This is a genomic window from Streptomyces sp. NPDC019890 (assembly GCF_044903445.1).
In the GTDB taxonomy this organism is placed as follows: Bacteria; Actinomycetota; Actinomycetes; order Streptomycetales; family Streptomycetaceae; genus Streptomyces.
In genome coordinates this window covers 306581-329256 of sequence record NZ_JBJDQK010000004.1, presented here as the reverse complement: position 1 = coordinate 329256, position 22676 = coordinate 306581, and the positions used below count along the sequence as shown (strand labels likewise).

At 70.0% G+C, this 22676-nt stretch carries 20 protein-coding genes and 1 tRNA gene; 10 read left to right on the top strand and 11 right to left on the bottom strand.

Features of this window, described 5'->3' with window-relative positions; translation table 11 throughout:
• Positions 1–15 precede the first annotated feature (15 nt).
• The 8 genes from ACI2LP_RS13835 to galU form a co-directional block, all read right to left on the bottom strand.
• The gene (locus ACI2LP_RS13835) at positions 16–2280 is read right to left on the bottom strand and encodes an MMPL family transporter (protein WP_404724736.1); all 2265 of its coding nucleotides are present in this window, start codon (positions 2278–2280) and stop codon (positions 16–18) included.
• 107 nt (positions 2281–2387) lie between these two features.
• A tRNA-Ala gene (locus ACI2LP_RS13830) sits at positions 2388–2461 on the bottom strand.
• A gap of 80 nt (positions 2462–2541) precedes the next feature.
• On the bottom strand, positions 2542–3684 hold the full coding sequence (glpR, locus tag ACI2LP_RS13825) for a gephyrin-like molybdotransferase receptor GlpR (RefSeq protein ID WP_404724735.1): 1143 nt from the start codon (positions 3682–3684) through the stop codon (positions 2542–2544).
• A 136-nt stretch (positions 3685–3820) separates the two neighbouring features.
• Positions 3821–4432: a GNAT family N-acetyltransferase gene (locus tag ACI2LP_RS13820; RefSeq protein WP_404724734.1), complete on the bottom strand. Its 612-nt coding sequence runs from the start codon at positions 4430–4432 to the stop codon at positions 3821–3823.
• A gap of 14 nt (positions 4433–4446) precedes the next feature.
• Complete coding sequence (locus ACI2LP_RS13815; protein ID WP_404724733.1) at positions 4447–5001, bottom strand: molybdenum cofactor biosynthesis protein B; 555 nt, start codon at positions 4999–5001, stop codon at positions 4447–4449.
• The gene (moaC, locus tag ACI2LP_RS13810; RefSeq protein ID WP_404724732.1) at positions 4998–5477 is read right to left on the bottom strand and encodes a cyclic pyranopterin monophosphate synthase MoaC; all 480 of its coding nucleotides are present in this window, start codon (positions 5475–5477) and stop codon (positions 4998–5000) included. Before moaC ends, ACI2LP_RS13815 begins: the two co-directional genes overlap by 4 nt.
• A gap of 72 nt (positions 5478–5549) precedes the next feature.
• Positions 5550–6851, bottom strand: coding sequence for a gephyrin-like molybdotransferase Glp (gene glp / locus ACI2LP_RS13805; protein WP_404724731.1), 1302 nt, complete (start codon positions 6849–6851; stop codon positions 5550–5552).
• Positions 6852–6855: 4 nt separating this feature from the next.
• Complete coding sequence (gene galU, locus ACI2LP_RS13800; protein WP_404724730.1) at positions 6856–7758, bottom strand: UTP--glucose-1-phosphate uridylyltransferase GalU; 903 nt, start codon at positions 7756–7758, stop codon at positions 6856–6858.
• Between the two features lie 94 nt (positions 7759–7852).
• Between galU and ACI2LP_RS13795 the strand changes: the two genes are divergently transcribed.
• Entirely contained in the window at positions 7853–8446 is a 594-nt protein-coding gene (locus ACI2LP_RS13795) for a 5-formyltetrahydrofolate cyclo-ligase (protein WP_404724729.1), read from the top strand.
• Here the strand turns inward: ACI2LP_RS13795 and ACI2LP_RS13790 are convergent.
• Complete coding sequence (locus ACI2LP_RS13790; RefSeq protein WP_404724728.1) at positions 8436–11165, bottom strand: penicillin acylase family protein; 2730 nt, start codon at positions 11163–11165, stop codon at positions 8436–8438. The two genes, ACI2LP_RS13795 and ACI2LP_RS13790, sit on opposite strands and share 11 nt — an antisense overlap.
• Positions 11166–11386: 221 nt before the next feature.
• Here ACI2LP_RS13790 and ACI2LP_RS13785 point away from each other — a divergent pair, with 221 nt between their 5' ends.
• From ACI2LP_RS13785 to mscL, 6 genes are all read left to right on the top strand, one after another.
• Positions 11387–12910: a potassium/proton antiporter gene (locus ACI2LP_RS13785; protein WP_404724931.1), complete on the top strand. Its 1524-nt coding sequence runs from the start codon at positions 11387–11389 to the stop codon at positions 12908–12910.
• Positions 12911–13282: 372 nt separating this feature from the next.
• Positions 13283–14545 (top strand): MFS transporter, encoded by a 1263-nt coding sequence (locus ACI2LP_RS13780; protein WP_404724727.1) that lies wholly within the window; start codon positions 13283–13285, stop codon positions 14543–14545.
• Positions 14546–14614: 69 nt separating this feature from the next.
• Positions 14615–14950 (top strand): FmdB family zinc ribbon protein, encoded by a 336-nt coding sequence (locus ACI2LP_RS13775; protein ID WP_404724726.1) that lies wholly within the window; start codon positions 14615–14617, stop codon positions 14948–14950.
• 139 nt (positions 14951–15089) lie between these two features.
• Positions 15090–15947: an S-methyl-5'-thioadenosine phosphorylase gene (locus ACI2LP_RS13770; RefSeq protein WP_404724725.1), complete on the top strand. Its 858-nt coding sequence runs from the start codon at positions 15090–15092 to the stop codon at positions 15945–15947.
• A gap of 141 nt (positions 15948–16088) precedes the next feature.
• The gene (locus tag ACI2LP_RS13765) at positions 16089–16631 is read left to right on the top strand and encodes a hypothetical protein (RefSeq protein WP_404724724.1); all 543 of its coding nucleotides are present in this window, start codon (positions 16089–16091) and stop codon (positions 16629–16631) included.
• Positions 16632–16754: 123 nt separating this feature from the next.
• Complete coding sequence (gene mscL, locus ACI2LP_RS13760) at positions 16755–17228, top strand: large conductance mechanosensitive channel protein MscL (RefSeq protein ID WP_404724723.1); 474 nt, start codon at positions 16755–16757, stop codon at positions 17226–17228.
• Between the two features lie 7 nt (positions 17229–17235).
• On the opposite strand, the gene ACI2LP_RS13755 is transcribed toward mscL, so the two are convergent.
• Complete coding sequence (locus ACI2LP_RS13755; protein WP_404724722.1) at positions 17236–17442, bottom strand: hypothetical protein; 207 nt, start codon at positions 17440–17442, stop codon at positions 17236–17238.
• A 353-nt stretch (positions 17443–17795) separates the two neighbouring features.
• Here ACI2LP_RS13755 and ACI2LP_RS13750 point away from each other — a divergent pair, with 353 nt between their 5' ends.
• The 3 genes from ACI2LP_RS13750 to ACI2LP_RS13740 all read left to right on the top strand — a co-directional run bounded on the left by ACI2LP_RS13750 (position 17796) and on the right by ACI2LP_RS13740 (position 21055).
• Positions 17796–19010, top strand: coding sequence for a low temperature requirement protein A (locus ACI2LP_RS13750; protein ID WP_404724721.1), 1215 nt, complete (start codon positions 17796–17798; stop codon positions 19008–19010).
• 69 nt (positions 19011–19079) lie between these two features.
• Complete coding sequence (locus ACI2LP_RS13745; protein WP_404724720.1) at positions 19080–20147, top strand: P1 family peptidase; 1068 nt, start codon at positions 19080–19082, stop codon at positions 20145–20147.
• A 143-nt stretch (positions 20148–20290) separates the two neighbouring features.
• Positions 20291–21055, top strand: coding sequence for a DUF6227 family protein (locus ACI2LP_RS13740; protein ID WP_404724719.1), 765 nt, complete (start codon positions 20291–20293; stop codon positions 21053–21055).
• 91 nt (positions 21056–21146) lie between these two features.
• Here ACI2LP_RS13740 and ACI2LP_RS13735 read toward each other — a convergent pair whose 3' ends face one another.
• Positions 21147–22652 carry an MFS transporter gene (locus ACI2LP_RS13735; protein WP_404724718.1) on the bottom strand — a complete coding sequence of 502 codons (1506 nt, stop codon included), beginning with the start codon at positions 22650–22652 and terminating at the stop codon, positions 21147–21149.
• Positions 22653–22676: the final 24 nt, after the last annotated feature.

Below are 22676 nucleotides of genomic sequence, written 5' to 3'. Positions count from 1 at the left end.
CGACCCGAGCCCGCGTCAGCGCGGTGTTCCGGCCTTTCCCGGCGCGGCGGCGCCGGCCTCGTGCTCGCCCTCCGTGTCCACATGCGGCAGGATCCGGTCCAGCCACCGCGGCGTCCACCACGCGGACTTGCCGAGCAGCGTCATCACCGCCGGGACCAGCAGCAGCCGCACCACGGTCGCGTCGATGAGCACGCTCACGGCAAGGCCGAGCCCCAGCATCTTCACCACGATGTTGTCGCTGATGATGAAGGCGGCGAAGACGCTGACCATGATCAGGGCCGCACAGGTGATCACCCGTGCGGTGATCTCCAGCGCATGCGCCACGCTCGCCTTCGGGTCACCCGTGCGCAGCCAGGCCTCATGGACGCGGGAGAGCAGGAAGATCTCGTAGTCCATGCTCAGGCCGAAGACGATCGCGAACATCATCATCGGCACATAGCTCTCGATGGGCACATCGCCCGACACTCCCAGCGCCGGGCCGCCCCAGCCCCACTGGAAGACGGCGACGACGACTCCGTAAGAAGCGGCGATCGACAGGACGTTGAGCACGGCGGCCTTGAGCGCGACCAGTACCCCGCGGAAGACGATCAGGATGGTGAGGAAGGCGAGCGCGACCACCACCAGGATGATCAGGAGCAGCCGGCTGGAGACGATGTCCAGGAAGTCGACCTGGGCGGCCGTCGTGCCCGTCACATAGCCCTTGGCGGCAGTGCCCTTGACGGCGTCGGGCAGGACGTCGTCCACCATGTGGTTGACCAGCTCTGTGGTCTTCTCGTCCTGCGGCGCCTGAGTCGAGTAGGCCGTGCCGACCAGGACGTCCCCGTCCTGAGTGGGTTTCAGCGGAGTGATGGTGGCGGCGTTCGGCACATCGGTGAGCGCCTTCTGTGCCTGTGTGGCGAGCGCCGACCGGTCGGCGGCGGGCACCGAGGTCTGGTCGATGACGAGGGTCAACGGCCCGTTGGAGCCGGGCCCGAAGGCGTTGGACATCAGGTCGTACGCACGCCGGTCCGTGAAGGACGTGGGATCCGCGCCGTCCCCGATGTGGCCGAGCTGGATGGAGAAGAGCGGGATGGCGAGTACGGCGACGACGATCACGCCGCCGGTCAGGAACGTCCACGGGCGGCGCTCGACGCGCTGCGCGTACCGGTGCCAGGTGCCGTGTGCCTCGGCACCGGGCTCCGCTTCCGTCTCCGCGATCGGCCTGCGCACGTGGTACTTGTCGATCCGCCGGCCGATCAGCCCCAGCAGGGCGGGCACCAGGGTGAGCGCGCCGGCGACCGCCGTGATCACGGTGACGGCGGCGGCCACGCCGAGTTTGCCGATGAAGCTGATCCCGGAGACCCAGAGGCCGGACAGGGCGATGATGACCGTGCAGCCGGAGACGAGCACGGCCCGACCGCTGGTGGACACCGCGTGCCCGGCGGCCCTCGCCGGATCCATGCCGTCCATGATGTTCTGCCGGTGCCGGGTGAGCAGGAACAGCGCGTAGTCGATCCCCACACCGAGACCGATCATGGTGGCCAGGGTGGGTGAGACCGTGGCGAAGGTGAACGCGGCGGCGAGCAGGGCCAGACAGGCGAGCCCGCAGATCACGCTGATCAGTGCCGTCACCAGCGGTACCCCGGCGGCGATCACACTGCCGAATCCGACCAGCAGCACCACGATCGCCACCGCGAACCCGATCAGCTCACTGATCCGGTCGTTGGCCGCGGGCCGGGCCAGCTCCCCGAGCGGACCGCCGTACTCCACCTCCACCCCGGCGTCCCGCAGTGGCTTGACGGCCGAGTCCACCCCGTCGAGATACGAGTCCCCCAAAGTGGAGGGCTGAACGTCGAAGCGGACGGTGATGTAGCCGGTTGCGCCATCCGTGGACAGCGGGCCGACGTTCGGTCCGGGCGGCGGCGGGGGCGGAGTCGTGCCCGCGGGCGGCAGCGGACTCTGCGCGGAGAGCACATGCGGCAGCTTCTGGAGGCTGGCGACCGCCGAGGACATCTGCGAGCCGAAGTCGGTGAGCGGCTTCGCGGTGTCGTGCAGCACGATCTGGCTGCCGTAACCCCCGGCTGCGGGATCGTGCTTCTTGAGCACGTCCAGCCCGTCCTGCGACTGGGTGCCCGGCAGCGAGAAGTCGTCGGAGTAGTCGCCGCCGTAGGTGTGATTCAGCACCTGAAGACCCGCCAGCGCAATCAGCCAGGCCACGATGACCAACACACAGCGCCGAGCGCACCATTCACCGAGCCGACGCAGCATGCGTTTCTCCCGACGGGAAGCCGAAGCGGACATTCAGCATTAAAAGCTGATTCCGTCCGGACGGCATGCGCAACGTCGCCAAGCACAACGACGAGGTCCCGCCCGATCGTGATGATCGGACGGGACCTCGTCAGTTGTTGTGGACCTGTGGGGATTTGAACCCCAGACCCCCTCGATGCGAACGAGGTGCGCTACCAGACTGCGCCACAGGCCCTTGCAACGAGTGAAACTCTAGCATCCCCGTCGGGGTGCTTGGAAATCCGTTCCCTCGCTGGTCACGCCCTGGTCGCACGCCTACTCGTTGGCGGCGCGCGGCCGGTCCTCGTCCGCGTACTGGTCGAAGAGCGGCGTGCGACCGCGCTCGCGCGTGCGGCGCGACGGGGCCTGCCGCTGACGCGGCGGTTCGGCCGCCGGGGCCGGCGCCGAGGTCGGCTCGGCCGTCGACGAGCGGGCCGCGCTCCAGGTCTCCGGGTCGCCGACCTCGACTCCGCCCGTGGCCCGCGGGGCGACGGGCGCGGTGACGTACGTCGGCAGCGGGACCGGGACCGGCTCCCAGCTGTCGCCGCGTGCCGGTCCGCGCTCGCGCTGCTGGTCGACCCACTCCGCGTGGTCCGTCTGCTCGACGAGCGCGCGCCGGCCGGCCTCCTGCGGGGAGAGCGTGGCGGCAGGTTCGGGCTCGGGTCCCGGTTCGGGCTCCTCGTCGGGGTCGGCGGCCGAGGCGGCCGCGGTCTGGGGCCGGCGGAGGCGGTTCTCGCGCAGCCGCTGCGCCGCGGCCTCCGCCCGACGCCGGTCCATGGTGAACACGAAGCGCCGTCGCTCCTGGGCGCGCAGATGCACGATGTACGCGCTGAGCAGTATGGCCGGGACGCCCGGGGCCCACAGGAAGCCCAGTCCGCCGACCGCGGCCACGATCGCGCCCAGCGTGAACGCGAGGAAGAGGACCACGGTGGTGCGTCTGCGGCGGGCCAGCACCTTGCTGCGCCGGGCGCGCTCGGCGGCGGGGCCGTCCGGCCGGGGGCGCGGACGCCGTGTCCGGTCCGGACCCCCCTGCTCGGGCACGGACCGGGCCTGGGCCGCCGGATCCGAGGCCGGGCGGGCCTGCGGGGCCCGGTCCGGCGCCGGGCGGGCCGGTACATCCATCCGGGCTTCGGTACGGGCCGGGGGCGCGGCGAAGGCCCGGACGTCCACGGAACTCAAACGGTCCGTGGCGGCATCCGGGTCCACGCCGGGCTCGCCCTGCTCCGCGTTGCGCTCCCGCAGCTCCTTGGCGTATCGGCGCTCCATTGCCCCGCGTCCGGACAGCAGCCGGATGGCGGTCGAGAAGCGTTCCGTCGGACGGGCTTCATTGAGCTCGTCCTGCCTGCGGAGCCACATCGGCACCAAGTAGGCGGCCCAGGCCCCGACGATGACTGCGTAGATGAGGCCGCTGCTGCTCACGCATCACACGGTAGAGGTGTTCTCGCAAGGGCATCCGCCAATTGGCCCGGTGTGTCGCACGAACTGGCTGATATCACGGACTTTTTTTGCGATTGTTCAGATCAGCGCATGGTCGACAGCGAGGTATTTCGAACACTTATTTTATTTCCCGGTGTGTTCCGGGTCGTGCCTGGTGCCAGCGGCGGAGCAGTCCTTCGGGCACCTCTTCGGAGGTGAGGGCGAACACCAGATGGTCCCGCCACGCGCCGTCGATGTGGAGATAACGCGGGCGCAGTCCCTCGTCGCGGAATCCGAGTTTCTCCACCACCCGGCGACTGGGGCCGTTCTCGGGCCGAATGCAGACCTCGATGCGGTGCAGTCCGACGACACGGAAACAGTGGTCGACGGCGAGCGCGACGGCGGTCGGCATCACCCCCCGGCCCGCGACCTCCCGGTCCACCCAGTAGCCGACATGGCCCGAGCACATCGAGCCCCAGGTGATCCCGGCGACCGTCAACTGGCCCACCAGACTGCCCTGGTACTCGATGACGAAGGGCAGCATCCGGCCCGCGTTGGCCTCGAGGCGCAGATGGCGGACCATCTGCCGGTACGTGGGGCGCTGGGTGTGCGGTGCGCCGGGCGCGGGCGGCGGAACGGTCGCCTCCCAGGGCCTCAGCCAGTCCCTGTTGCGCCGGTTGACCTCGCGCCAGTTGCGCTGGTCGCGCAGCTTTATGGGGCGGAGGACCACATCGCCGTCCGCCAGGACCACGGGCCAGGAGGCGTTCAGCTCGGGCTCCCGGTGGGTCTTGGGTGGTCGCCGCCGCGGATCTGGTCCACGGCGTGCACCAGCAGCTGCTCCAGTACGGCGAGCCCGTCGCGCACCCCGCCGGTGGAACCGGGGAGGTTGACGATCAAGGTGCGGCCGGCGACGCCGGCAAGCCCCCGGGACAGCGCGGCGGCGGGCACCTTCTCGCGTCCGTACGCGCGGATCGCCTCGGGGATGCCGGGGATCTCGTGGTCCAGGACGCTGCGGGTGACCTCGGGCGTCCTGTCGGTGGGCGAGATACCGGTGCCGCCGGTGGTGAGGATGACGTCGTACGCGGCGGCCACCCCTTCCCGCAGGGCCTGCTCCACCGGATCGCCGTCCGGGACCACGCGCGGGCCGTCCACCTGGAAGCCCAGCGCGGCAAGACCCCCGGCGAGGATGGGTCCGCCCTTGTCCTCGTACACACCGGCGGCGGCGCGGTTGGAGGCGGTGACGACCAGGGCACGCCGGGCCGCTTCGGATCCCGTCCCGTGGCTGTGGCTGTAGACCTCACCGGCGCGCGGCGGGTTCATGACCGGCTCCAGTCGCCGGACTTGCCGCCCGTCTTCTCCTCGACCCGGATGTCGGTGATCACCGCGCCCTTGTCGACGGCCTTCACCATGTCGACGACGGTGAGGGCGGCGACCGAGACCGCGGTCAGGGCCTCCATCTCGACCCCCGTACGGTCGGTGGTCTTCACCGTGGCGGTGATCTCCACGGCGTCGTCGGCGACCGCCAGATCCAGCGTGACGCCGGATACGGCGAGCGGGTGGCAGAGCGGGATCAGATCGGGGGTGCGCTTGGCGCCCATGATGCCCGCGATCCGGGCCGTGGCGAGCGCATCGCCCTTGGGGACGCCCTCACCCCGCAGCAGCTCCACGACCTGCGCGGAGACCAGCACCCGGCCACTGGCGCGGGCGGTGCGTGCGGTGACGTCCTTTCCCGAGACGTCGACCATACGGGCCGCCCCCGCCTCGTCGATGTGCGTCAGCCTGCCTTGGGTACTCATCTGCTGTGGCGCTCCCGGTCAGGGCCCTGCGGGGCCTGTGTGGGCAGACACGGTACCGCCACCGTAAGCAGGTCAGCCGAGGAGGACCACTTCCACCTCCGCCCCGGGCTCCACCGAGGTGTCCGCCTCCGGGACGACGATCAGGCAGTCGGCATGGGCGAGGGCGGCGATCAGATGGGAGCCGGAGCCGCCGACCGGGGAGACGGTGCCCGACCCGGAGTCGTACGCACCGCGCAGGAACTGCCGCTTGCCCTCGGGTGACGACAGCGCCTTGTCGGCCTTCAGCGCGGCCCGCACCTTCGGGCGATGGACGTCCTTCAGCCCCATCAGGGCCCTGATCGCGGGTCGTACGAACAGCTCGAAGGAGACGTACGAGGAGACGGGATTGCCCGGCAGGGCCAGCAGCGGCGTGTGCTCCGGGCCGATCGAGCCGAAGCCCTGCGGCTTGCCGGGCTGCATGGCGAGCTTGCGGAAGTCGACCCCGCTGCCCGGCACGTCCTCGTCACCCACCGAGGAGAGCGCCTCCTTGACGACGTCGTACGCACCGACGCTGACGCCGCCCGTCGTGACCAGCAGATCGGCGCGGATCAGCTGGTCCTCGATGGTGGCGCGCAGGATCTCCGCGTCGTCGGTGACCGCACCGACCCGGTAGGACAGCGCGCCCGCGTCGCGGGCGGCGGCGCACAGGGCGAAGCTGTTGGAGTCGTAGATCTGCCCCTCGGCCAGCCTCTCGCCGGGCTGGACCAGTTCGCTGCCGGTGGAGAGCACGACGACGCGCGGCCGGGGCCGCACCCGCACGGTGCCGCGGCCGATGGCGGCGAGCAGACCGATCTGGGGCGGGCCGAGCACCGTGCCCGCCTCCAGCGCCAGGTCACCCGCCTGGACGTCGCTGCCGCGCGAGCGCACATGGGCGCGGGCCTCGACCGGGCGGTGGACGCGGACCTCACCGCTCGCGCCCTGAGGGGCTTCGCCCGCCGGACGCATCGTGGTGGCCGCTCCCTCGCCGGTGCCGCCGTCGGTCCACTCGACCGGGACGACCGCCTCGGCGCCGGGCGGCAGCGGGGCACCGGTCATGATGCGGGCGGCCTCGCCCGGTCCGACCGTGGGCAGCCCGCCGCTGCCTGCCGCCACATCGCCGATCACGGTGAGGACCGCGGGGAACTCCTCGCCGGCGCCCGCGACGTCGGCGATGCGGACCGCGTAACCGTCCATGGAGCTGTTGTCGAAGGGCGGCAGCGCGACCGGCACGGTGACGTCCTCGACCAGGACGCAGCCCTGGGCGTCGGGCAGCTGCAGCTCGATCGGATCGAGCGGGCGGATCGCGCCGAGGATGTCCTCCAGGTGGTCGTCCACCGACCAGATCGTGCTGCTCACGGTGTTACATCTCCTCGGTCACATAACTGCGAAGCCAGGACCGGAACTCCGGGCCCAGGTCTTCACGTTCGCACGCGAGTCTGACAATTGCCCGCAGATAGTCCCCGCGGTCGCCTGTGTCATACCGGCGGCCCTTGAAGATCACCCCGTGCACCGGGCCGCCCACCTTCTCGTCCTCGGCGAGCTTCTCCAGGGCGTCGGTCAGCTGGATCTCGTTGCCGCGGCCCGGCTCGGTCTGGCGAAGTATCTCGAAGACGGCCGGGTCCAGGACATAGCGACCGATGATGGCGAGGTTGCTCGGGGCCTCGGCCGGGTCGGGCTTCTCGACCAGCTTGGTCACCCTGACGACGTCGGACTCGCCGGTGGCCTCGACGGCCGCGCAGCCGTACAGATGGATCTGGGCGGGGTCGACCTCCATCAGCGCGATGACGCTGCCGCCCTCACGCTCCTGGATCTCGACCATACGGGCGAGCAGCGGGTCGCGCGGGTCGATGAGGTCGTCGCCGAGGAGGACCGCGAAGGGCTGGTCGCCGACGTGCGGGGCGGCGCACAGGACGGCGTGGCCGAGGCCGCGTGGGTCGCCCTGACGGACGTAGTGCATGGTGGCGAGGTCGCTCGACTCCTGGACCTTTGCGAGCCGGCCGGCGTCGCCCTTGCTCTTGAGCGCCTCCTCCAGCTCGTAATTGCGGTCGAAGTGGTCCTCGAGGGGGCGCTTGTTGCGGCCCGTGATCATGAGCACGTCGGAGAGCCCGGCCGAGACCGCCTCTTCGACGACGTACTGGATCGCGGGCTTGTCGACCACAGGCAGCATCTCTTTGGGAGTGGCTTTCGTGGCCGGCAGGAACCGGGTGCCGAGGCCTGCGGCGGGGATGACAGCCTTGCTGATCCTGGGGTGCGACTGAGTCATGCGGATCACCATATCCGGTGACTATGCGCTGAAGATGAGCCTCCGGTTAACTTCCTTCTCATAAAGGCGTATACGAGAGGTTTGTGATCGCGCGATGTGTGGCGACTTGTCCGGAAAGAGTGCGGTACGGCGCGAACTCCTCGCGGCCCGGGGCCTGATGTCCACTGAAGACGTCGAACAGGCCGCCGCGGTTCTCGCCCGACAGGCCCTGAGCCTTGCGGAATTGGCCGATGCGGGCACAGTCGCGGCATATGTCTCGGTCGGGCGCGAGCCCGGCACGCGCGCGCTGCTCGACGCGCTGCGCGCGCGGGGCGTACGCGTCCTGCTGCCGGTCCTGAAGCCGGACAACGATCTGGACTGGGGCGTGTACGAGGGCCCGGAGCATCTGGTGCGGGCCGGCCGCGGCCTGCTGGAGCCGGACGGCGAGCGGCTCGGCGTGGACGCAGTGATCGAAGCGGATGCCGTGCTCCTTCCCGGGCTCGCGGTGGACTCGCGCGGTATGCGTCTCGGCCGCGGGGGCGGCTCGTACGACCGGGTGCTCGCCCGCCTGACGGCGGCCGGCGCCGACCCGGCGCTGGTGGTGCTGCTGTACGCGAACGAGGTGGTCGAGCGGGTCCCGCAGGAGCCGCACGACCACCCCGTGCACGCGGTGGTCACACCCGGGTCGATCAGACGCTTTACGGCGTGAGCTTGAGGGTGTCGACGGTCTTCGCCTTCACCGCCTGCTCGCCGTAGGCCCAGTCGAGGAGTTCGCCCTTGGCCCACTTGTCGGTCTGGTCGGTGTAGTGCGCGCTGTACGCGTGGCCCGAGGCACCGCTCAGATTGATCCAGCGGGACTTGTCCCAGTCGCCGACGTTGACGACCATCCGCATCGACGGCACCCAGATCACGCCGTACCCGCCTGCGGCGTTCCAGCCGGTCGCATTGACCGCCGCCTCGCCGCCGCCCAGATTCCACGGGCCGCGGTTGAGCACGAACTGCAGGAAGCCGGGACCGTCGGTGCCGAGCGTCTGGTTCTTCAGCGTCAGCTGGTGCAGCCTGCCCCAGCTCCAGCTGGAGGCGTCCTTGCCGAGCTTGGCGGTCAGCTCCCAACGGGCGTCGTCCATGGCCCGGGCGAGCAGCTGGTCACGGTTGGTCGCCGCCTTCTCCGTACGTCCGGCCGGTGCCCGCCACCACTCGTTGCCCTCGTCCTTGAGGATCCTGCGTACGACCTCGAACCAGCGGTCGCCGCCGTCCGGCTGCGCCGACTCCGTGTCGCGCTGGCCGCACTCGCGCACCCGCTCGCTGAGCTCGTCGTCCGGGGCCGAGCTGTCGGCCGGGCGGACGTTCAGGCACTCGCCCTCCACCCGCAGCTCCTTGGGCAGCTTGTTGCCGAAGGCGAGTTTGAGGACATTGCGCCAGACCGCGTTGAAGTACGCGGCCGCGCCGGAGTCCGGCTCCTGGGTGTAGTCCCAGCCCTCCAGCAGCTTCTGTGCCTCACGGACGTACGGGTCCGAAATGTCGATCTTCAGCAGATACGGCGTCAGCAGCTTGGCCATCTCGCTGCTGTTGTCCATCTGCATGGCGCGCATGTCTTCGGTCGAGATCTTGCCGCCGCCCTGGATCTTCGACTCGATGAGGTCGTTGATCCGCTGGCTGCGGGTGCCGTAGCCGTAGTCCTTGGTGAGCAGATACCGGTACTTCTTGGCGTCCACGACCGCCTGGTTGGCGGTGACGATGTAGCCGCGGTCGGGGTCGAACTCGTACGGCAGCTCGTCGAAGGGGATGAAGCCCTTCCACTTGTACGCGGGGTCCCAGCCAGGCGCGGGGACCGAGCCGTCGCCCTTGGCACGCACCGGGATCGTGCCCGGGGCCTGGTAGCCGATGTGGCCCTCGGCGTCGGCGTAGACGAGGTTCTGCGAGGGAACCTCGAAGTTCTTGGCGGCCGCACGGAAGGACTTGAAGTCCTTGGCGCGGTTGAGCTCGAAGATCGCGTCCATGGACCTGCCGGGCTGGAGCGCGGTCCACTGCAGCGCGACCGCGTATCCGGCGCCGCGGTCGGGGGCGGCATTGGACACGGGGGCCTGCCGGCCGACCTTCTCCAGCTCGCTGCTGCGGTCGGAGACCAGCGGTCCGTGCCCGGTGGAGCGGACCGTGATCGTCTTGCTGGACTCGCCCGCGACCTTGATGACCTCCTTGCGGGTGGTCAGCTTCTTCTCTTCGCCGCCCACCTCGTAGCTGTCGCCGGACAGCTTCTCCAGGTAGAGGTCGGTGACGTCCGCGCCGAGGTTGGTGAAGCCCCAGGCGATGTTCTGGTTGTGACCGATTATCACGCCCGGCGTGCCGGAGAAGGTGTAGCCGGCGGTGTCGTACTGGCAGGAGGGGGAGACCGTACGGCAGTGCAGCCCCATCTGGTACCAGACGGAGGGCAGCTGCGGCGCGAGATGCGGGTCATTGGCCAGCAGCGGCTTGTCGGTCGTCGTGTACCTGCCGGAGACGACCCAGGAGTTGGAGCCGATGCCGCTGCCGCTCGGGCCCAGCAGCGAGGGGATCGTGTCGAGCGTCTTCGAAAGCGCGGCGAGCTGGGAGTTGAGGCCCTGGGCCGCGCCTGCCGCGCTGCCCTGTCCGCCGTTGCCCGACACGTCGGACGGCTTGGCGTCCGGATCGAACTTCCCGGTGGCGGGGCTGATCCCGCCCTCCTGGACGATCGGCTTGTTCCTGTCGTACGGATACTCCGGGTAGAGGTCCTTGATCTGCTTCTCGGTGAGCCTGCTGGTCAGCAGCGAGCGGTCGATCTCGTCCTGCATATTGCCGCGCAGGTCCCAGGCCATCGCCTTGAGCCAGGCCACCGAGTCGACCGGAGTCCACTGTTCGGGCTTGTAGTCGTTCGCGAAGGACAGGGCCGCGTACTCGACGGAGAGTTCCTTGCCGTCCTTGCCCTTGAGATAAGCGTTGACGCCCTCCGCATACGCCTGGAGGTACTTCTTGGTGTCCGGCGAGAGCTTGGTCTCGTACTCCCGCTCGGCAACCTGGCGCCAGCCGAGGGTGCGCAGGAAGGCATCCGTCTCGACCTGTCCGGAGCCGAACATCTCGGAGAGCCGGCCGGCCGTCATATGGCGGCGGACGTCCATCTCCCAGAAGCGGTCCTGCGCCTGGACGAAGCCCTGGGCGCGGAACAGGTCTTCGTCACTGTCCGCATAGATCTGCGGAATGCCGAAGCTGTCGCGCCTGACCTCGACCTGGCCCTTGAGGCCCGCGAGCTTGATCGTCCCGTTGGTCTGCGGATACGAGGCGCGCACCGTGCTGATGCTCCAGTACGTGCCGTATCCGACACCCGCGACAAGCGCCAGCACCAGGAAGAACACGAGCAGGCGGGCGCGTCGCCCCTTCTTCTTCTTGGGGGAAGAGGCGGTTGTGTTGGCGGGCATCGCTGTCCTTCGAGGCGCAGGCTGGTCCTGGAGTGCTGGAGCAACCATAGGCGCAGCGTTCCACCGGCCCTGACGCGGTATCCGTAAGCCGGTCCCCGGACCTCAGGGCTCGCACAAATGATCTACCACGGCAAGGAAATGTTAAAGATTAGGTAAGGTAACGATGTGTCGCCCGTCGGAGGAACGATCCGGCACGTAGGCGCGAGGGGAAGGATCGGCCACTGACTGTCCACCGGCTCAATGAACTCCTGCTCATCTGCTCGCTCGTTCTGCTCATCGCCGTCGCGGCCGTGCGCATCTCCTCCCGCAGCGGGCTTCCCAGCCTGCTCCTGTATCTCGGTATAGGGGTCGCGATCGGTCAGGACGGCATCTTCCACGTCCAGTTCAACGACGCGGTGCTGACGCAGGTGATCGGCTATGCCGCGCTTGTGGTGATCCTGGCCGAGGGTGGACTTGGCACCAAGTGGAAGCAGGTCAAACCCGCGTTGCCCGCGGCGGTCGCACTGTCGACCGTCGGCGTCGCGGTGAGCGTGGGCATCACGGCCGCAGGAGCTCATTATCTGGTCGGACTTGAGTGGCGGCAGGCGCTCATCATCGGTGCGGTCGTCTCGTCGACGGACGCCGCCGCGGTCTTCTCCGTACTGCGCAGAGTGCCGCTGCCGTCCCGGGTGACCGGTGTGCTGGAGGCCGAGTCGGGCTTCAACGACGCCCCCGTGGTGATCCTGGTGGTGGCCTTCTCGACGGCCGGACCCATCGACGACTGGTACGTGCTGGTCGGGAAGATCGCGCTGGAGCTGCTGATCGGTGCGGCAATCGGACTCACGGCGGGCTGGCTGGGCGCCTTCGGGCTGCGGCATGTGGCGCTGCCCGCATCGGGTCTGTACCCGATCGCGGTGATGGCGATCGCGGTGGTCGCGTACGCCGCCGGCGCCATGGCGCACGGCAGTGGCTTCCTCGCCGTCTATCTCGCCTCGATGGTGCTCGGGAACTCCAAGCTCCCGCACGCGCCCGCGAACCGCGGATTCGCCGAAGGGCTCGGCTGGATCGCCCAGATCGGCATGTTCGTCCTGCTCGGCCTGCTGGTGACCCCGCACGAACTCGGCGACGACATCCTGCCGGCCGTGGTCGTGGGCCTGGTGCTGACCGTGGTGGCGCGGCCGCTGGAAGTGTTCGCCAGTCTGCTGCCCTTCCGTATTCCCTGGCGGGAGCAGGTGCTGATGTCGTGGGCGGGCCTGCGCGGCGCCGTGCCCATCATTCTCGCCACCATCCCGATGGTGTACGGCATCGAGGGCAGCGACCGGGTCTTCAACATCGTCTTCGTCCTGGTCGTCGTCTACACCCTGGTACAGGGTCCGACGCTGCCGTGGGTGGCGAAGGCACTGCGGCTCGGTGACCGTTCGGAGGCCGCCGACCTGGGCATCGAGTCGGCGCCGCTGGAGCGGCTGCGCGGGCATCTGCTCTCGGTGGCGATCCCCGACGAGTCGAAGATGCACGGAGTGGAGGTCGCGGAGCTGCGGCTGCCCCCGGGGTCGGCGGTCACCCTTGTCGTACGGGACGGGAAGAGCTTCGTACCGCTGCCGACGACCGTGCTGCGGCGGGGCGACGAGCTGCTGGTGGTGGCGACGGATCCGGTGCGGGACGCGGCGGAGCGGCGGCTGCGGGCCGTCGGCCAGGGCGGAAAGCTGGCGGACTGGCTGGGGACGGGTGGAAACGGCGGAGTCGGCGGAGTCGGCGGAGTCGCTTGAGGCGGCGGGACGACGTGCGCCCTTGGGAACCCTCGGGAGCCCCGGAACGCGGCCAAAATCCGCCCGGGCTCCGAGACCCCGGAATCCCGGAAACCACCCGGGCCGGGGAAACCGTGGAAGAAGATCCGGCTAATCGCAGGCGGATCGGTGACTGTGTGACCCATTTCCCAGGAGCGATCGCGAGAATCCCTGTATCATGAAGGCACACTGATCGACCAACTCTGCCTGACGCAGAGCTGGCGCGACCGTATGGCGGCCGCGGAGCCCTCGCAGTAGGCCCCGGTATCTACCGCAGATCCGCGCAAGAGGACAGCTCTCGGCGGCTCCCGTACACCCAGGGGAGCGCTACCAGGCGGCAGAAAGGCACGGACCGTGGCATCCACGGTCGAGAACCGTCCTGGCTACGGGCAGCTTCTGCGCACCCCGGGCGCCTGGACATTCCTGCTCCCCGGCTTCCTGGCACGCCAGCCCTTCGCGATGCTGACCATCGGCATCGTGCTGCTCGTCCAGCACACCACCGGTTCGTACGGCAGCGCCGGCGCGGTCGCCGCCGTCACCGGCGTCTCCATGGCCCTGTTCGCACCGCAGAGCGGCAAGCTCGCCGACCGCTTCGGACAGCGGGCCGTACTGCTGCCGGGCGTGCTGGTGCACGCCGCTTCCGGTGCCGCTCTGATCGCGCTCGCGCTGGCGCACGCGCCCCTGTGGGCGCTGTTCGCCGCCGCCGTCCCGACGGGTGCGTCCGTACCGCAGATCGGCCCGATGGTGCGCGCCCGCTGGGCCGTCAAGCTGGAAGGCTCGCCACTGATGTCGACGGCGGCGGCCTTCGAGTCCGTGACCGACGAGTTCACCTTTGTCGTCGGGCCGGTGCTCGCGACCGCGCTCGCCACGGGCGTCCACCCGGCGGCCGGACTGATCGCCGAGGCCGGACTGACCCTGGCCGGTGGTCTGCTCTTCGCCGCCCAGAGCCGTACGCAGCCCGCGGTCCGGCCCGCCGCGACGGCCGACCGGCCGCACGTGTCCGCCCTCTCCGTCCCCGGAGTCCGGGTGCTCGCCGTGGCCTTCCTCGGCATCGGCTCGGTCTTCGGTGGAATGCAGGTCTCACTGACCGCCTTCGCCGAGGAGATCGGCAACCCCGGAGCCAACGGTCTGCTGTACGGAATCTTCGCGGCCGGCAACATGCTGGCGGGCATCGCGTGCGGCGCAGTCGCGTGGAAGAGCGGGCCGCGGCGGCGGCTGGTGCTCGGCTATGCCGGGCTCACTCTGGCGGCCTCCGCGCTCTGGACGGTGCACTCGGTGGCACTCCTCGCGAGTCTTGGGCTGCTGATCGGCCTCTGCATCGCGCCCGCCCTGATCAGCGGCTACACCCTGGTGGAGTCACTGGTACCCGCCTCGGCACGCACCGAGGCGTTCACCTGGCTGACGGGCGCGGTGGCGCTGGGCCAGGCGGCGGCGGTGACGGTCGCCGGACGGCTGGCCGACGAGAACGGCGCGAGCGCCGGATTCGCGGTCCCGCTGGTCGGCACCGTGCTGGCGCTGACCACCCTCCTGGCCCTGCGCTCGCGGCTCTCGCCGAGGGCTTCGGGGCGGATCGCGGCACGTGGCATGGGTCACCGCGTGCCCGTGGCGGTGGACTGATCCAGCGGAATACGTCACTATGGACCGTCGTTAGCACTCATAGAGTGAGAGTGCCAGGAGGAAGACACAGTGCCTACGTACCAGTACCAGTGCACCGAATGCGGCGAGGGCCTCGAGGCGGTGCAGAAGTTCACCGATGACGCCCTGACCGTATGCCCGGGCTGCGACGGACGCCTTAAGAAGGTGTTCTCGGCGGTCGGCATTGTCTTCAAGGGCTCCGGCTTCTACCGCAATGACAGCCGCGGGTCGTCGTCGAGCAGCGCGCCCGCGTCGTCGGCCTCGTCCACGAGCGCGAAGTCGTCGGACTCGAAGCCCGCGACGTCGACCTCGTCTTCGTCGAGCACGTCCTCGTCCTCGTCCTCGTCGAGCACGTCCTCGTCGAGCGGCAGCAGCTCGGCCGCCTGACGCCCGATTGACCTGTCTGCTTGATCCTGGCTGCTTGATCCTGGCTTGATCTTGGCTGCTTGATCCTCGCCTCCGCAGGACCCTGCCGTTTCGTACGGTGGGGTCCTCTGCGTTTTTGCGTCCGGATACTGTGATCGCCATGGCGACCAACGCGAACGCACTGTCGGACTCCGCCGAGATCGGTGTGATCGGCGGCTCGGGCTTCTACTCCTTCCTCGACGACGTCACCGAGATCCAGGTGGAGACGCCTTACGGCCCGCCCAGCGACTCGCTCTTCCTCGGCGAGATCGCCGGGCGCCGGGTCGCCTTCCTGCCCCGGCACGGGCGCGGCCACCATCTGCCGCCGCACCGCATCAACTACCGCGCCAATCTGTGGGCGCTGAGGTCGGTGGGCGTACGACAGGTGCTGGGACCGTGCGCGGTGGGCGGGCTGCGGCCGGAGTACGGGCCGGGAACGCTGCTCGTACCGGATCAGTTCGTGGACCGTACGCAGACGCGGGCGCAGACGTATTTCGACGGGCTGCCGCTCCCGGACGGGAGCATTCCGAACGTGGTGCATGTGTCGCCGGCCGATCCCTACTGCCCCGAGGGGCGCAAGGCCGCGCTCGCCGCGGCGCGCGGGCGCGACTGGGAGCCGGTGGACGGCGGGACGCTGGTGGTGGTCGAAGGGCCGCGTTTCTCGACCCGGGCGGAGTCGCGCTGGTACGCGGCGATGGGCTGGTCGGTGATCGGCATGACCGGACATCCGGAGGCGATGCTCGCCCGTGAGCTGGAGCTCTGCTACACGTCGATGACCCTGGTGACGGACCTGGACGCGGGGGCCGAATCGGGTGAGGGCGTCTCCCACGAGGAGGTGCTGAAGGTCTTCGCCGCCAATGTGGACCGACTGCGTACGGTGCTCTTCGACGCGGTGGCGGGGCTGCCGGCGGACGGGGCGCGGGACTGTCTGTGCCGGAGGGCGCTGGGCGGCATCGATCCGGGGATCGAGCTGCCGTAATCGCTCGCCCGGGTGAGGGAGTTGTCCACAGGGCAGGGGTCGTCCACAGGCGTCAGCAGGATGCGGGCGGACGGTGGATCGTGAGGAGTGCTTGGTCCAGCTCCACTCCTGCTCCACTCCTCACGACAGGCGGTGCGTGTCATGTCGCTCCTCCCTTCTCCCCCTCCCCTTCCTCCCCTCCCTTCTTCTCCCGCGCCTGAACCTCTTGGTGTGCCGCCCTTCACGCCCGTGCGGGTGCGCGGCGGGGCCCACCGGCTGCGGCGGGCGATGCGTCGGCGACGCCGTGCGCTGGCGGCCGGTCTCGCCATGACGGCGGCGGCGCTTGCCGCTTCGGGTGCCCGTGGGGCGGACGGCACGGAGGCCGGGGCGCCAACGGCGGCGCAGCGCGAACGTCGGCCCGCCGCCGAGATGGTGTCCGCTCCGGTGCGCATCGCGGACGCCGCGACGGTGCGGTTGCTGCGCCCGGGAGACCGGGTCGATGTGATCGCCGCCGCCGACTCCCCCGCTGGGGAAGCCTCCGATGCGCGGGTGGTGGCGTCGGGGGCGCGGGTCGCCCAAGTACCCATGACTCGGGAGCCGGTTGGGGACGGCGGCGCGCTGGTGGTGCTGTCCGTTCCACGGGCCACCGCAGCAGCGCTGGCGGGCGCGGGGGCGACCTCCCGGCTGGCGGTGACAGTGTGCTGAATCTTACTGACGTCTCGTCAGACCATCTCTTCGTATACGCGGACCGGACAGCGTGGTCAGGCGCTGACGTAGGTTGCGGAGCGTTTGATTCCGTGTCCTGCACATACGAAGAGAGGATCAGTGGTGAACGAGAAGAAGGTCAGCGTCCTGGAGGGCTTCAAGACCTTTCTGATGCGCGGCAATGTGATCGACCTGGCCGTCGCAGTGGTCATCGGCGCGGCGTTCACCCAGATCGTGAACTCGGTGGTGAAGGGCGTCATCAGCCCGCTGGTCGGGGCATTCGGCACGAAGGACCTCACCAAGTACACCTACTGTCTGAAGAGTCCGTGTGTGACCGACCCCAAGACCGGCGAGGCCACCAGCGGCATTCCGATCATGTGGGGCTCGGTGCTCAGCGCCACGCTCACCTTCCTGATCACCGCTACCGTCGTCTACTTCCTGATGGTCCTGCCCATGGCCAAGTACCTGGCGAGGCGGGCGGACCGGGAGGCGGCCAAGGAAGGCGCGAAGGAAGTGGTCGAGCTGACCGAGCTCGAAATACTGAAGGAGATCCGCGACGCGTTGGTGGCCCAGCGGGGCTCGGGGCGCGACCAGTAGCGACGGCTCAGATGTGGTGGGGCGGCTTTTCGTCGAGGAAGCGCGCGAGATCGGATGCACTGTCGCCACCCGCAAGAGGCCGCTCCCCCCACCCACGGTCCGTATCGTCCGAGGACTGCTGGTCCAGCGGATCGTCAAAGATCAGCTTCGGCTTCGGGGCCTGCTGCCGCGGCTGCTTCGCATCACGCGGTCCGGGGGCGGGGGCGGTACTCATGCGTCCAGGGTACGGCGGCAGCGACGAGTACGGGCCGCGGGTGGGGCGCGGTGGGGAGCCCGCGTGCTGTGTCCGCGGCGCGAAGCTGCCGTGCGGGGGCCCGGGGGGCACCGCCCCGGGAGACGGCGGCAGGCTCGCAGGCTGCGTCCGCGGCGCGAAGCTGCCGCGCGGGGCCCGGGGCGGAGCCCCGACAGCCCGGGGGCCCGGGGCGGAGCCCCCGGTTTCGGGAAGGGGCGGGGGTGGGGCGGACAAACCGCCGACTCCAGCCGCCGCGCCCGCCCCACGCCCCGCCCCACCACCGCACCCTCGCGCGTCCAGGTCGCCCGCCACCCGCCCTCTGCTGTGCTTGGCATATGACTGACACGCCACGCGCCGGCAGCCCATCGAACCCGCCGAATCCGTCGAACCCGTTGCGCCCCCTCCGCCCCCTCGTCGCCCGGCAGCGCGACGAGGAGCACCGCGCCGCAACCCCCCTTGAGCTCTTCTTCGACCTCTGCTTCGTCGTGGCGATCGCCCAGGCCGGTATCCAGCTGGTGCACTCCGTCGCCGAGCAGCACACGGCGGACGGCATCCTCAGCTACGTGATGGTCTTCTTCGCCATCTGGTGGGCGTGGATGAACTTCACCTGGTTCGCGTCGGCGTACGACAACGACGACGCCCTCTACCGCGTGGTCACCCTCGTCCAGATCGCCGGCGTCCTGATCCTCGCGGCCGGTGTCTCCCGCGCCTTCCAGGACCGCGACTTCCTCCTCGTCTGGCTCGGCTATCTGGTGATGCGCCTCGCGCTGACCTCGCAGTGGCTGAGAGTCGCGCGGGCCGCGTCCGGCGCCGAGCGGACCATGGCCCTGCGGTACGCGAGCGGCGTGATCTTCTGTCAGATCGGCTGGAGCGCCCTGCTGTTCACGCCCGAGTCGGCCCGCGGCTGGATCTTCCTGGTCATGGCGATCGCCGAGATGTGCGTGCCGGTGTACGCCGAGAAGGACTTCCACACCCACTGGCACCCGCACCACATCGCCGAGCGCTACGGCCTGTTCACCATCATCGTGCTCGGCGAGACCATCGCCGCGGCCACCGTCGCCGTGAAGTCCGGCGTCGACGAGAACGACGCGCTGGGCGATGTGCTGCCGATCGCCGCAGGCGGGCTCCTGACCGTCTTCGCCGCCTGGTGGATCTACTTCGTGGTCCCCGCCCACGACCGCCTTGCCTCCAACAAGGAGGGATTCCTGTGGGGTTACGGCCACTACGGGATCTTTGCGTCGGCCGCCGCGATCGGCGCGGGCATCGAGGTGGCGGTGGAGCAGGCCGTGGGCAAGGCGCATATCTCCACCACGGCAGCGTCGGCCGCCGTCACCGTCCCCGCCGCCGTCTTCATGCTGCTGGTGTGGGCACTGCACGCGCGCTACTTCAAGGTGGGGATCGCCCAGCAACTCATCCTGCCCGCCACCTCGGCGGCGATTCTGCTCTGCACGTTCGCCGGGGAGTGGGCGGTCCCGGCGGCCGGTCTCGTGGCGACGGCGGCGGTCGCGGTCGGCGTCACGCTCACCGCCCGGACGGCGGCCGCGTCGTGACCGACGCCACGGCCGCGACATTCCGAGGTCCGGGGTGCGGGGCCAAGTCCCGTGGTACGCATGGGCGTCATGGCAACACATGACGCCCCGACGGGCGGACTCGCGCACGAGCCGGCCGGCGGGTTGACGGACGTGACCGGCCTCCGCGTCGGCCACGCGCGTGTGCCCGGTGAGCGCGCCCTCAGCGGCACCACCGTCGTCCTCGCCCCCGCGGGCGGCGCGATCGCCGCCGTGGATGTACGGGGCGGCGGCCCCGGCACCCGGGAGACCGACGCACTCGACCCGCGCAATCTCGTCCAGCGCGTCGAGGCGCTCGTACTGACGGGCGGCAGCGCCTACGGCCTCGACTCCGCCGCCGGCGTGATGGCATGGCTGGAGGAGCAGGGCCGGGGCGTACGGGTGGGCCCCGCCCCGTCCCATGTCGTGCCGGTCGTCCCCGCCGCCTGCGTCTTCGACCTGGGCCGCGGCGGCGACTGGCGCGCCAGACCGGACGCCGCAACCGGACGTGCCGCCGTCGAAGCAGCAGCCCGTACGGACGAGGGCGCGCCGGTCGAGGAGGGCGGCGTCGGCGCGGGCACGGGTGCGGTCGTCGGGCAGCTCAAGGGCGGGATCGGCACCGCGAGCACCGTCCTGGACTCCGGGATCACCGTCGCCGCGCTCGTCGTGGCCAACGCCGTGGGCTCGGCGGTGGATCCGCGGACGGGCGCGCTGTACGGGCAGTACATCGGCGGCCGCATCGCGTACCCCAGCCCCGACGTGCACGCCGCGGCCCAGCTCCGGCTCACCGAGGTGCGCGAGAAGAACGGCCGCCCCCCGCTCAACACGACCCTCGCCGTCGTCGCCACCGACGCCGATCTCACCCGTGCCCAGGCGCAGAAGCTCGCGGGCACGGCGCACGACGGCATTGCCCGCGCCGTACGCCCGGTGCATCTCCTCAACGACGGGGACACCGTCTTCACCCTCGCCACCGGCGCCGTCCCACTGACGGCCGCGAGCCCGCTCGCCCTCAACGAAGTGCTCGCTGCGGGCGCGGACGTGGTGACGCGGGCGATCGTACGGGCGGTCCTCGTGGCCCGGGGCGTCGAGGGTCCCGGCGGGGTCTTCCCTTCGTACCGGGACCTGTACGACATCGACTGACGTACGGGACAAGGCGGTTGCCCGGGGGGCGGGAACTTCCCCCGCACGCCCCTCGTTTTCCCGAACCCCGGACACGTTGTCAGACCCAAGCGCTACGTTTAGCTATCACCAAGTGACTTGCGGCGACGGCCTGGAGACCCACCTTGAACGATCCCTACGAGACAACCGAGACGCACCTCGAGCGACTCCTGGGTCGGGCGCTCAACTCCTTCGACCTGCCGGATGCGACGGTCGAGCGGCTCGGATCGGCGCTGGCGCACGCCAGTTCGCTGCACTCCTCGCACCACAGCGCGGCCCTGCACCGCGCGACGTACCGGCATGCCTATCTGCTCAGCGACGGCAGCTCGCTCGTGCTGTGGGAGCTGGTGCACAACACAGGTCGCGACAGCGACGAGCAGCACGAGCTGTACACCGAGGAGTCGGAGGCCCGGCTCGCCGCATCCCGGCTGCCCGCCGGTTTCCCGGGCTTTGCTGGCTCCGCGGGCGGTGATCCCGACGCCGTCTGTGACGCGGATCTCGACGCCGATCTGGAGCTCCTCGCCAGTGTGATGACGGCTCCTCCCGCCCCGCTCCCCCGGATGTACGTCCCGGACAACTCCGCGGACCACGCGCGCCGTGTGCTGCGCCGCGCGGAGAACGCCGACCGGCCGGGCGAGGAGACCGCACTCCGGCTGCGGGCCGCGTTCGCCCACCACATCACGCAGGTCTTCGGCCGTCAGTGCCAGGTGGAAGGCAAGGACGCGGGCTTCACGCTGTACGAGCACGCGTTCCTGCTGCTCGACGGCACCGAGACGAGCCTGTGGGAAGTGGAGCACACGGCGACGCCGGACGGCCGCCATATGTGCGAGGTGTACTGCGCCGAGCACACCGCGCGCGAAGCGATGGAGCTGCGCGCGCGGGTACGTTGACCTCGCCACGACCACGTCCGAGTCGTACATCGGAGACCCGGCCCCGAGGACTCTCGGGGCCGGGTCTTCTCGCTTCCCGCAGGCAGACGCCTCAGTGGGCGAGCGCGGGCTCCACGGCGGCCTCGACAGGGTCCGGCTCCGCGCCTTCCACATGCTGCTTCGGCCGCGCCGGCAGCGCGAACATCACCGCGAAGATCACGACCAGCACCGCCACCACCCACCACAGCGAGTTCTGGAACGCCTCCGCGAACGCCGTCCCGACCGCGCTCGGCGCCATCCGGTCGTCGATCGAGCCGAAGAAGACCACCGAGACAAGACCCAGCCCCAGCGCATTGCCCATCTGCATGGTGGTGTTGATCAGTCCGGACGCCGAGCCCGAGTGCTCGCGCGGCACGTCCGACAGCACCGCGTCCGTCAGCGGCGCCACGATCAGCCCCATGCCGACGCCCATGACCACCAACGGCAGCGCCATCTGCCAGGAGTGGATCCCGGTGCCGTAGCGCCCGGCCTCCCAGATGTAGAGCAGCAGACCCGCGGCCATCGTCACCGCGCCCGCCTGAAGCACCTTCCGGCCGAAGCGGGGCACCAGCTTCTGTACGGACAACCCGGCCGCCGTCGAGACCGCGATCGAGAACGGGACGCCGGTCAGACCCGCGCGCAGCGGGCTCCAGCCCAGACCTATCTGCATGTACAGCGTCCACACCAGGAAGAAGATCCCGCAGACGATCCCGAAGGTGAGCTGCACGGCGATGCCGGCCGCGAAGCTCTTCACCTTGAACAGCGACAGCTCGACGAGCGGCGACCCGTCCTTGCGCGTCTTGTGCTTCTCGTACGCCACGAACACGGCGAAGACGACCAGGCTGCCGACCATGCACAGATGGCCCCAGAGCGGCCAGCCCAGCTCGCGGCCGCGGGTCAGCGGGTATATCAGCATCAGCAGACCGAGGGTGACGAGCGCGACGCCGACCAGGTCGAGCCGGAGCGCCTTCGGGGCGCGGGACTCGCTGATGAACTTCCGGCCAAGGATCAGCCCGGCGATGCCCACCGGCAGGTTGATCAGGAAGATCGGCCGCCATTCGAGGCCGAAGAGGTTCCACTGGGTCAGCAGTGCGCCGAGCAGCGGGCCCGACACCGCGCCGAGGCCGATGATCGCGCCGAACATCCCGAAGACCTTGCCGCGTTCGTGCGCCGGGAAGGTGACATGGATGATCGCGAGCACCTGCGGCACCATCATCGCGGCGGCCGCGCCCTGGAGCAGCCGGGAGGCAACCAGCATCTCCTCGTTCGGGGCGAAGCCGCAGAGCGCGGAGGCGAGTGTGAAGCCGGTGATGCCGATCAGGAACAGCCGCTTGCGGCCGTAGATGTCACCGAGCCGGCCTCCCGTGATCAGACCGGCGGCGAAGGCGAGCGCGTATCCGGCGGTGATCCACTGGATCGCGCCGAAGGAGGCCCCGAGGTCCCGCTCGATGCTCGGGATCGCGATATTGACGATGGTGACGTCGACCAGGTCCATGAAGGCCGCGGTCATGACGATGGCGAGCGCGATCCATCGGCGGCGGTCTGAAGCCGTACCCGGTACGGCGGGCTGTGAACTCATGGCAAGAAGGTAGCGGCCATATAG

Coding starts and splice junctions, on each gene's coding strand:
- ACI2LP_RS13770 (WP_404724725.1), top strand. CDS start 15,090: ATGGCGACCAACGCGAACGCACTGTCGGACTCCGCCGAGATCGGTGTG.
- ACI2LP_RS13735 (WP_404724718.1), bottom strand. CDS start 22,652: ATGAGTTCACAGCCCGCCGTACCGGGTACGGCTTCAGACCGCCGCCGA.
- ACI2LP_RS13765 (WP_404724724.1), top strand. CDS start 16,089: ATGTCGCTCCTCCCTTCTCCCCCTCCCCTTCCTCCCCTCCCTTCTTCT.
- ACI2LP_RS13790 (WP_404724728.1), bottom strand. CDS start 11,165: ATGCCCGCCAACACAACCGCCTCTTCCCCCAAGAAGAAGAAGGGGCGA.
- ACI2LP_RS13835 (WP_404724736.1), bottom strand. CDS start 2,280: ATGTCCGCTTCGGCTTCCCGTCGGGAGAAACGCATGCTGCGTCGGCTC.
- ACI2LP_RS13755 (WP_404724722.1), bottom strand. CDS start 17,442: ATGAGTACCGCCCCCGCCCCCGGACCGCGTGATGCGAAGCAGCCGCGG.
- moaC (WP_404724732.1), bottom strand. CDS start 5,477: ATGAGTACCCAAGGCAGGCTGACGCACATCGACGAGGCGGGGGCGGCC.
- ACI2LP_RS13745 (WP_404724720.1), top strand. CDS start 19,080: ATGGCAACACATGACGCCCCGACGGGCGGACTCGCGCACGAGCCGGCC.
- ACI2LP_RS13815 (WP_404724733.1), bottom strand. CDS start 5,001: ATGAACCCGCCGCGCGCCGGTGAGGTCTACAGCCACAGCCACGGGACG.
- galU (WP_404724730.1), bottom strand. CDS start 7,758: ATGACTCAGTCGCACCCCAGGATCAGCAAGGCTGTCATCCCCGCCGCA.
- ACI2LP_RS13750 (WP_404724721.1), top strand. CDS start 17,796: ATGACTGACACGCCACGCGCCGGCAGCCCATCGAACCCGCCGAATCCG.
- ACI2LP_RS13795 (WP_404724729.1), top strand. CDS start 7,853: ATGTGTGGCGACTTGTCCGGAAAGAGTGCGGTACGGCGCGAACTCCTC.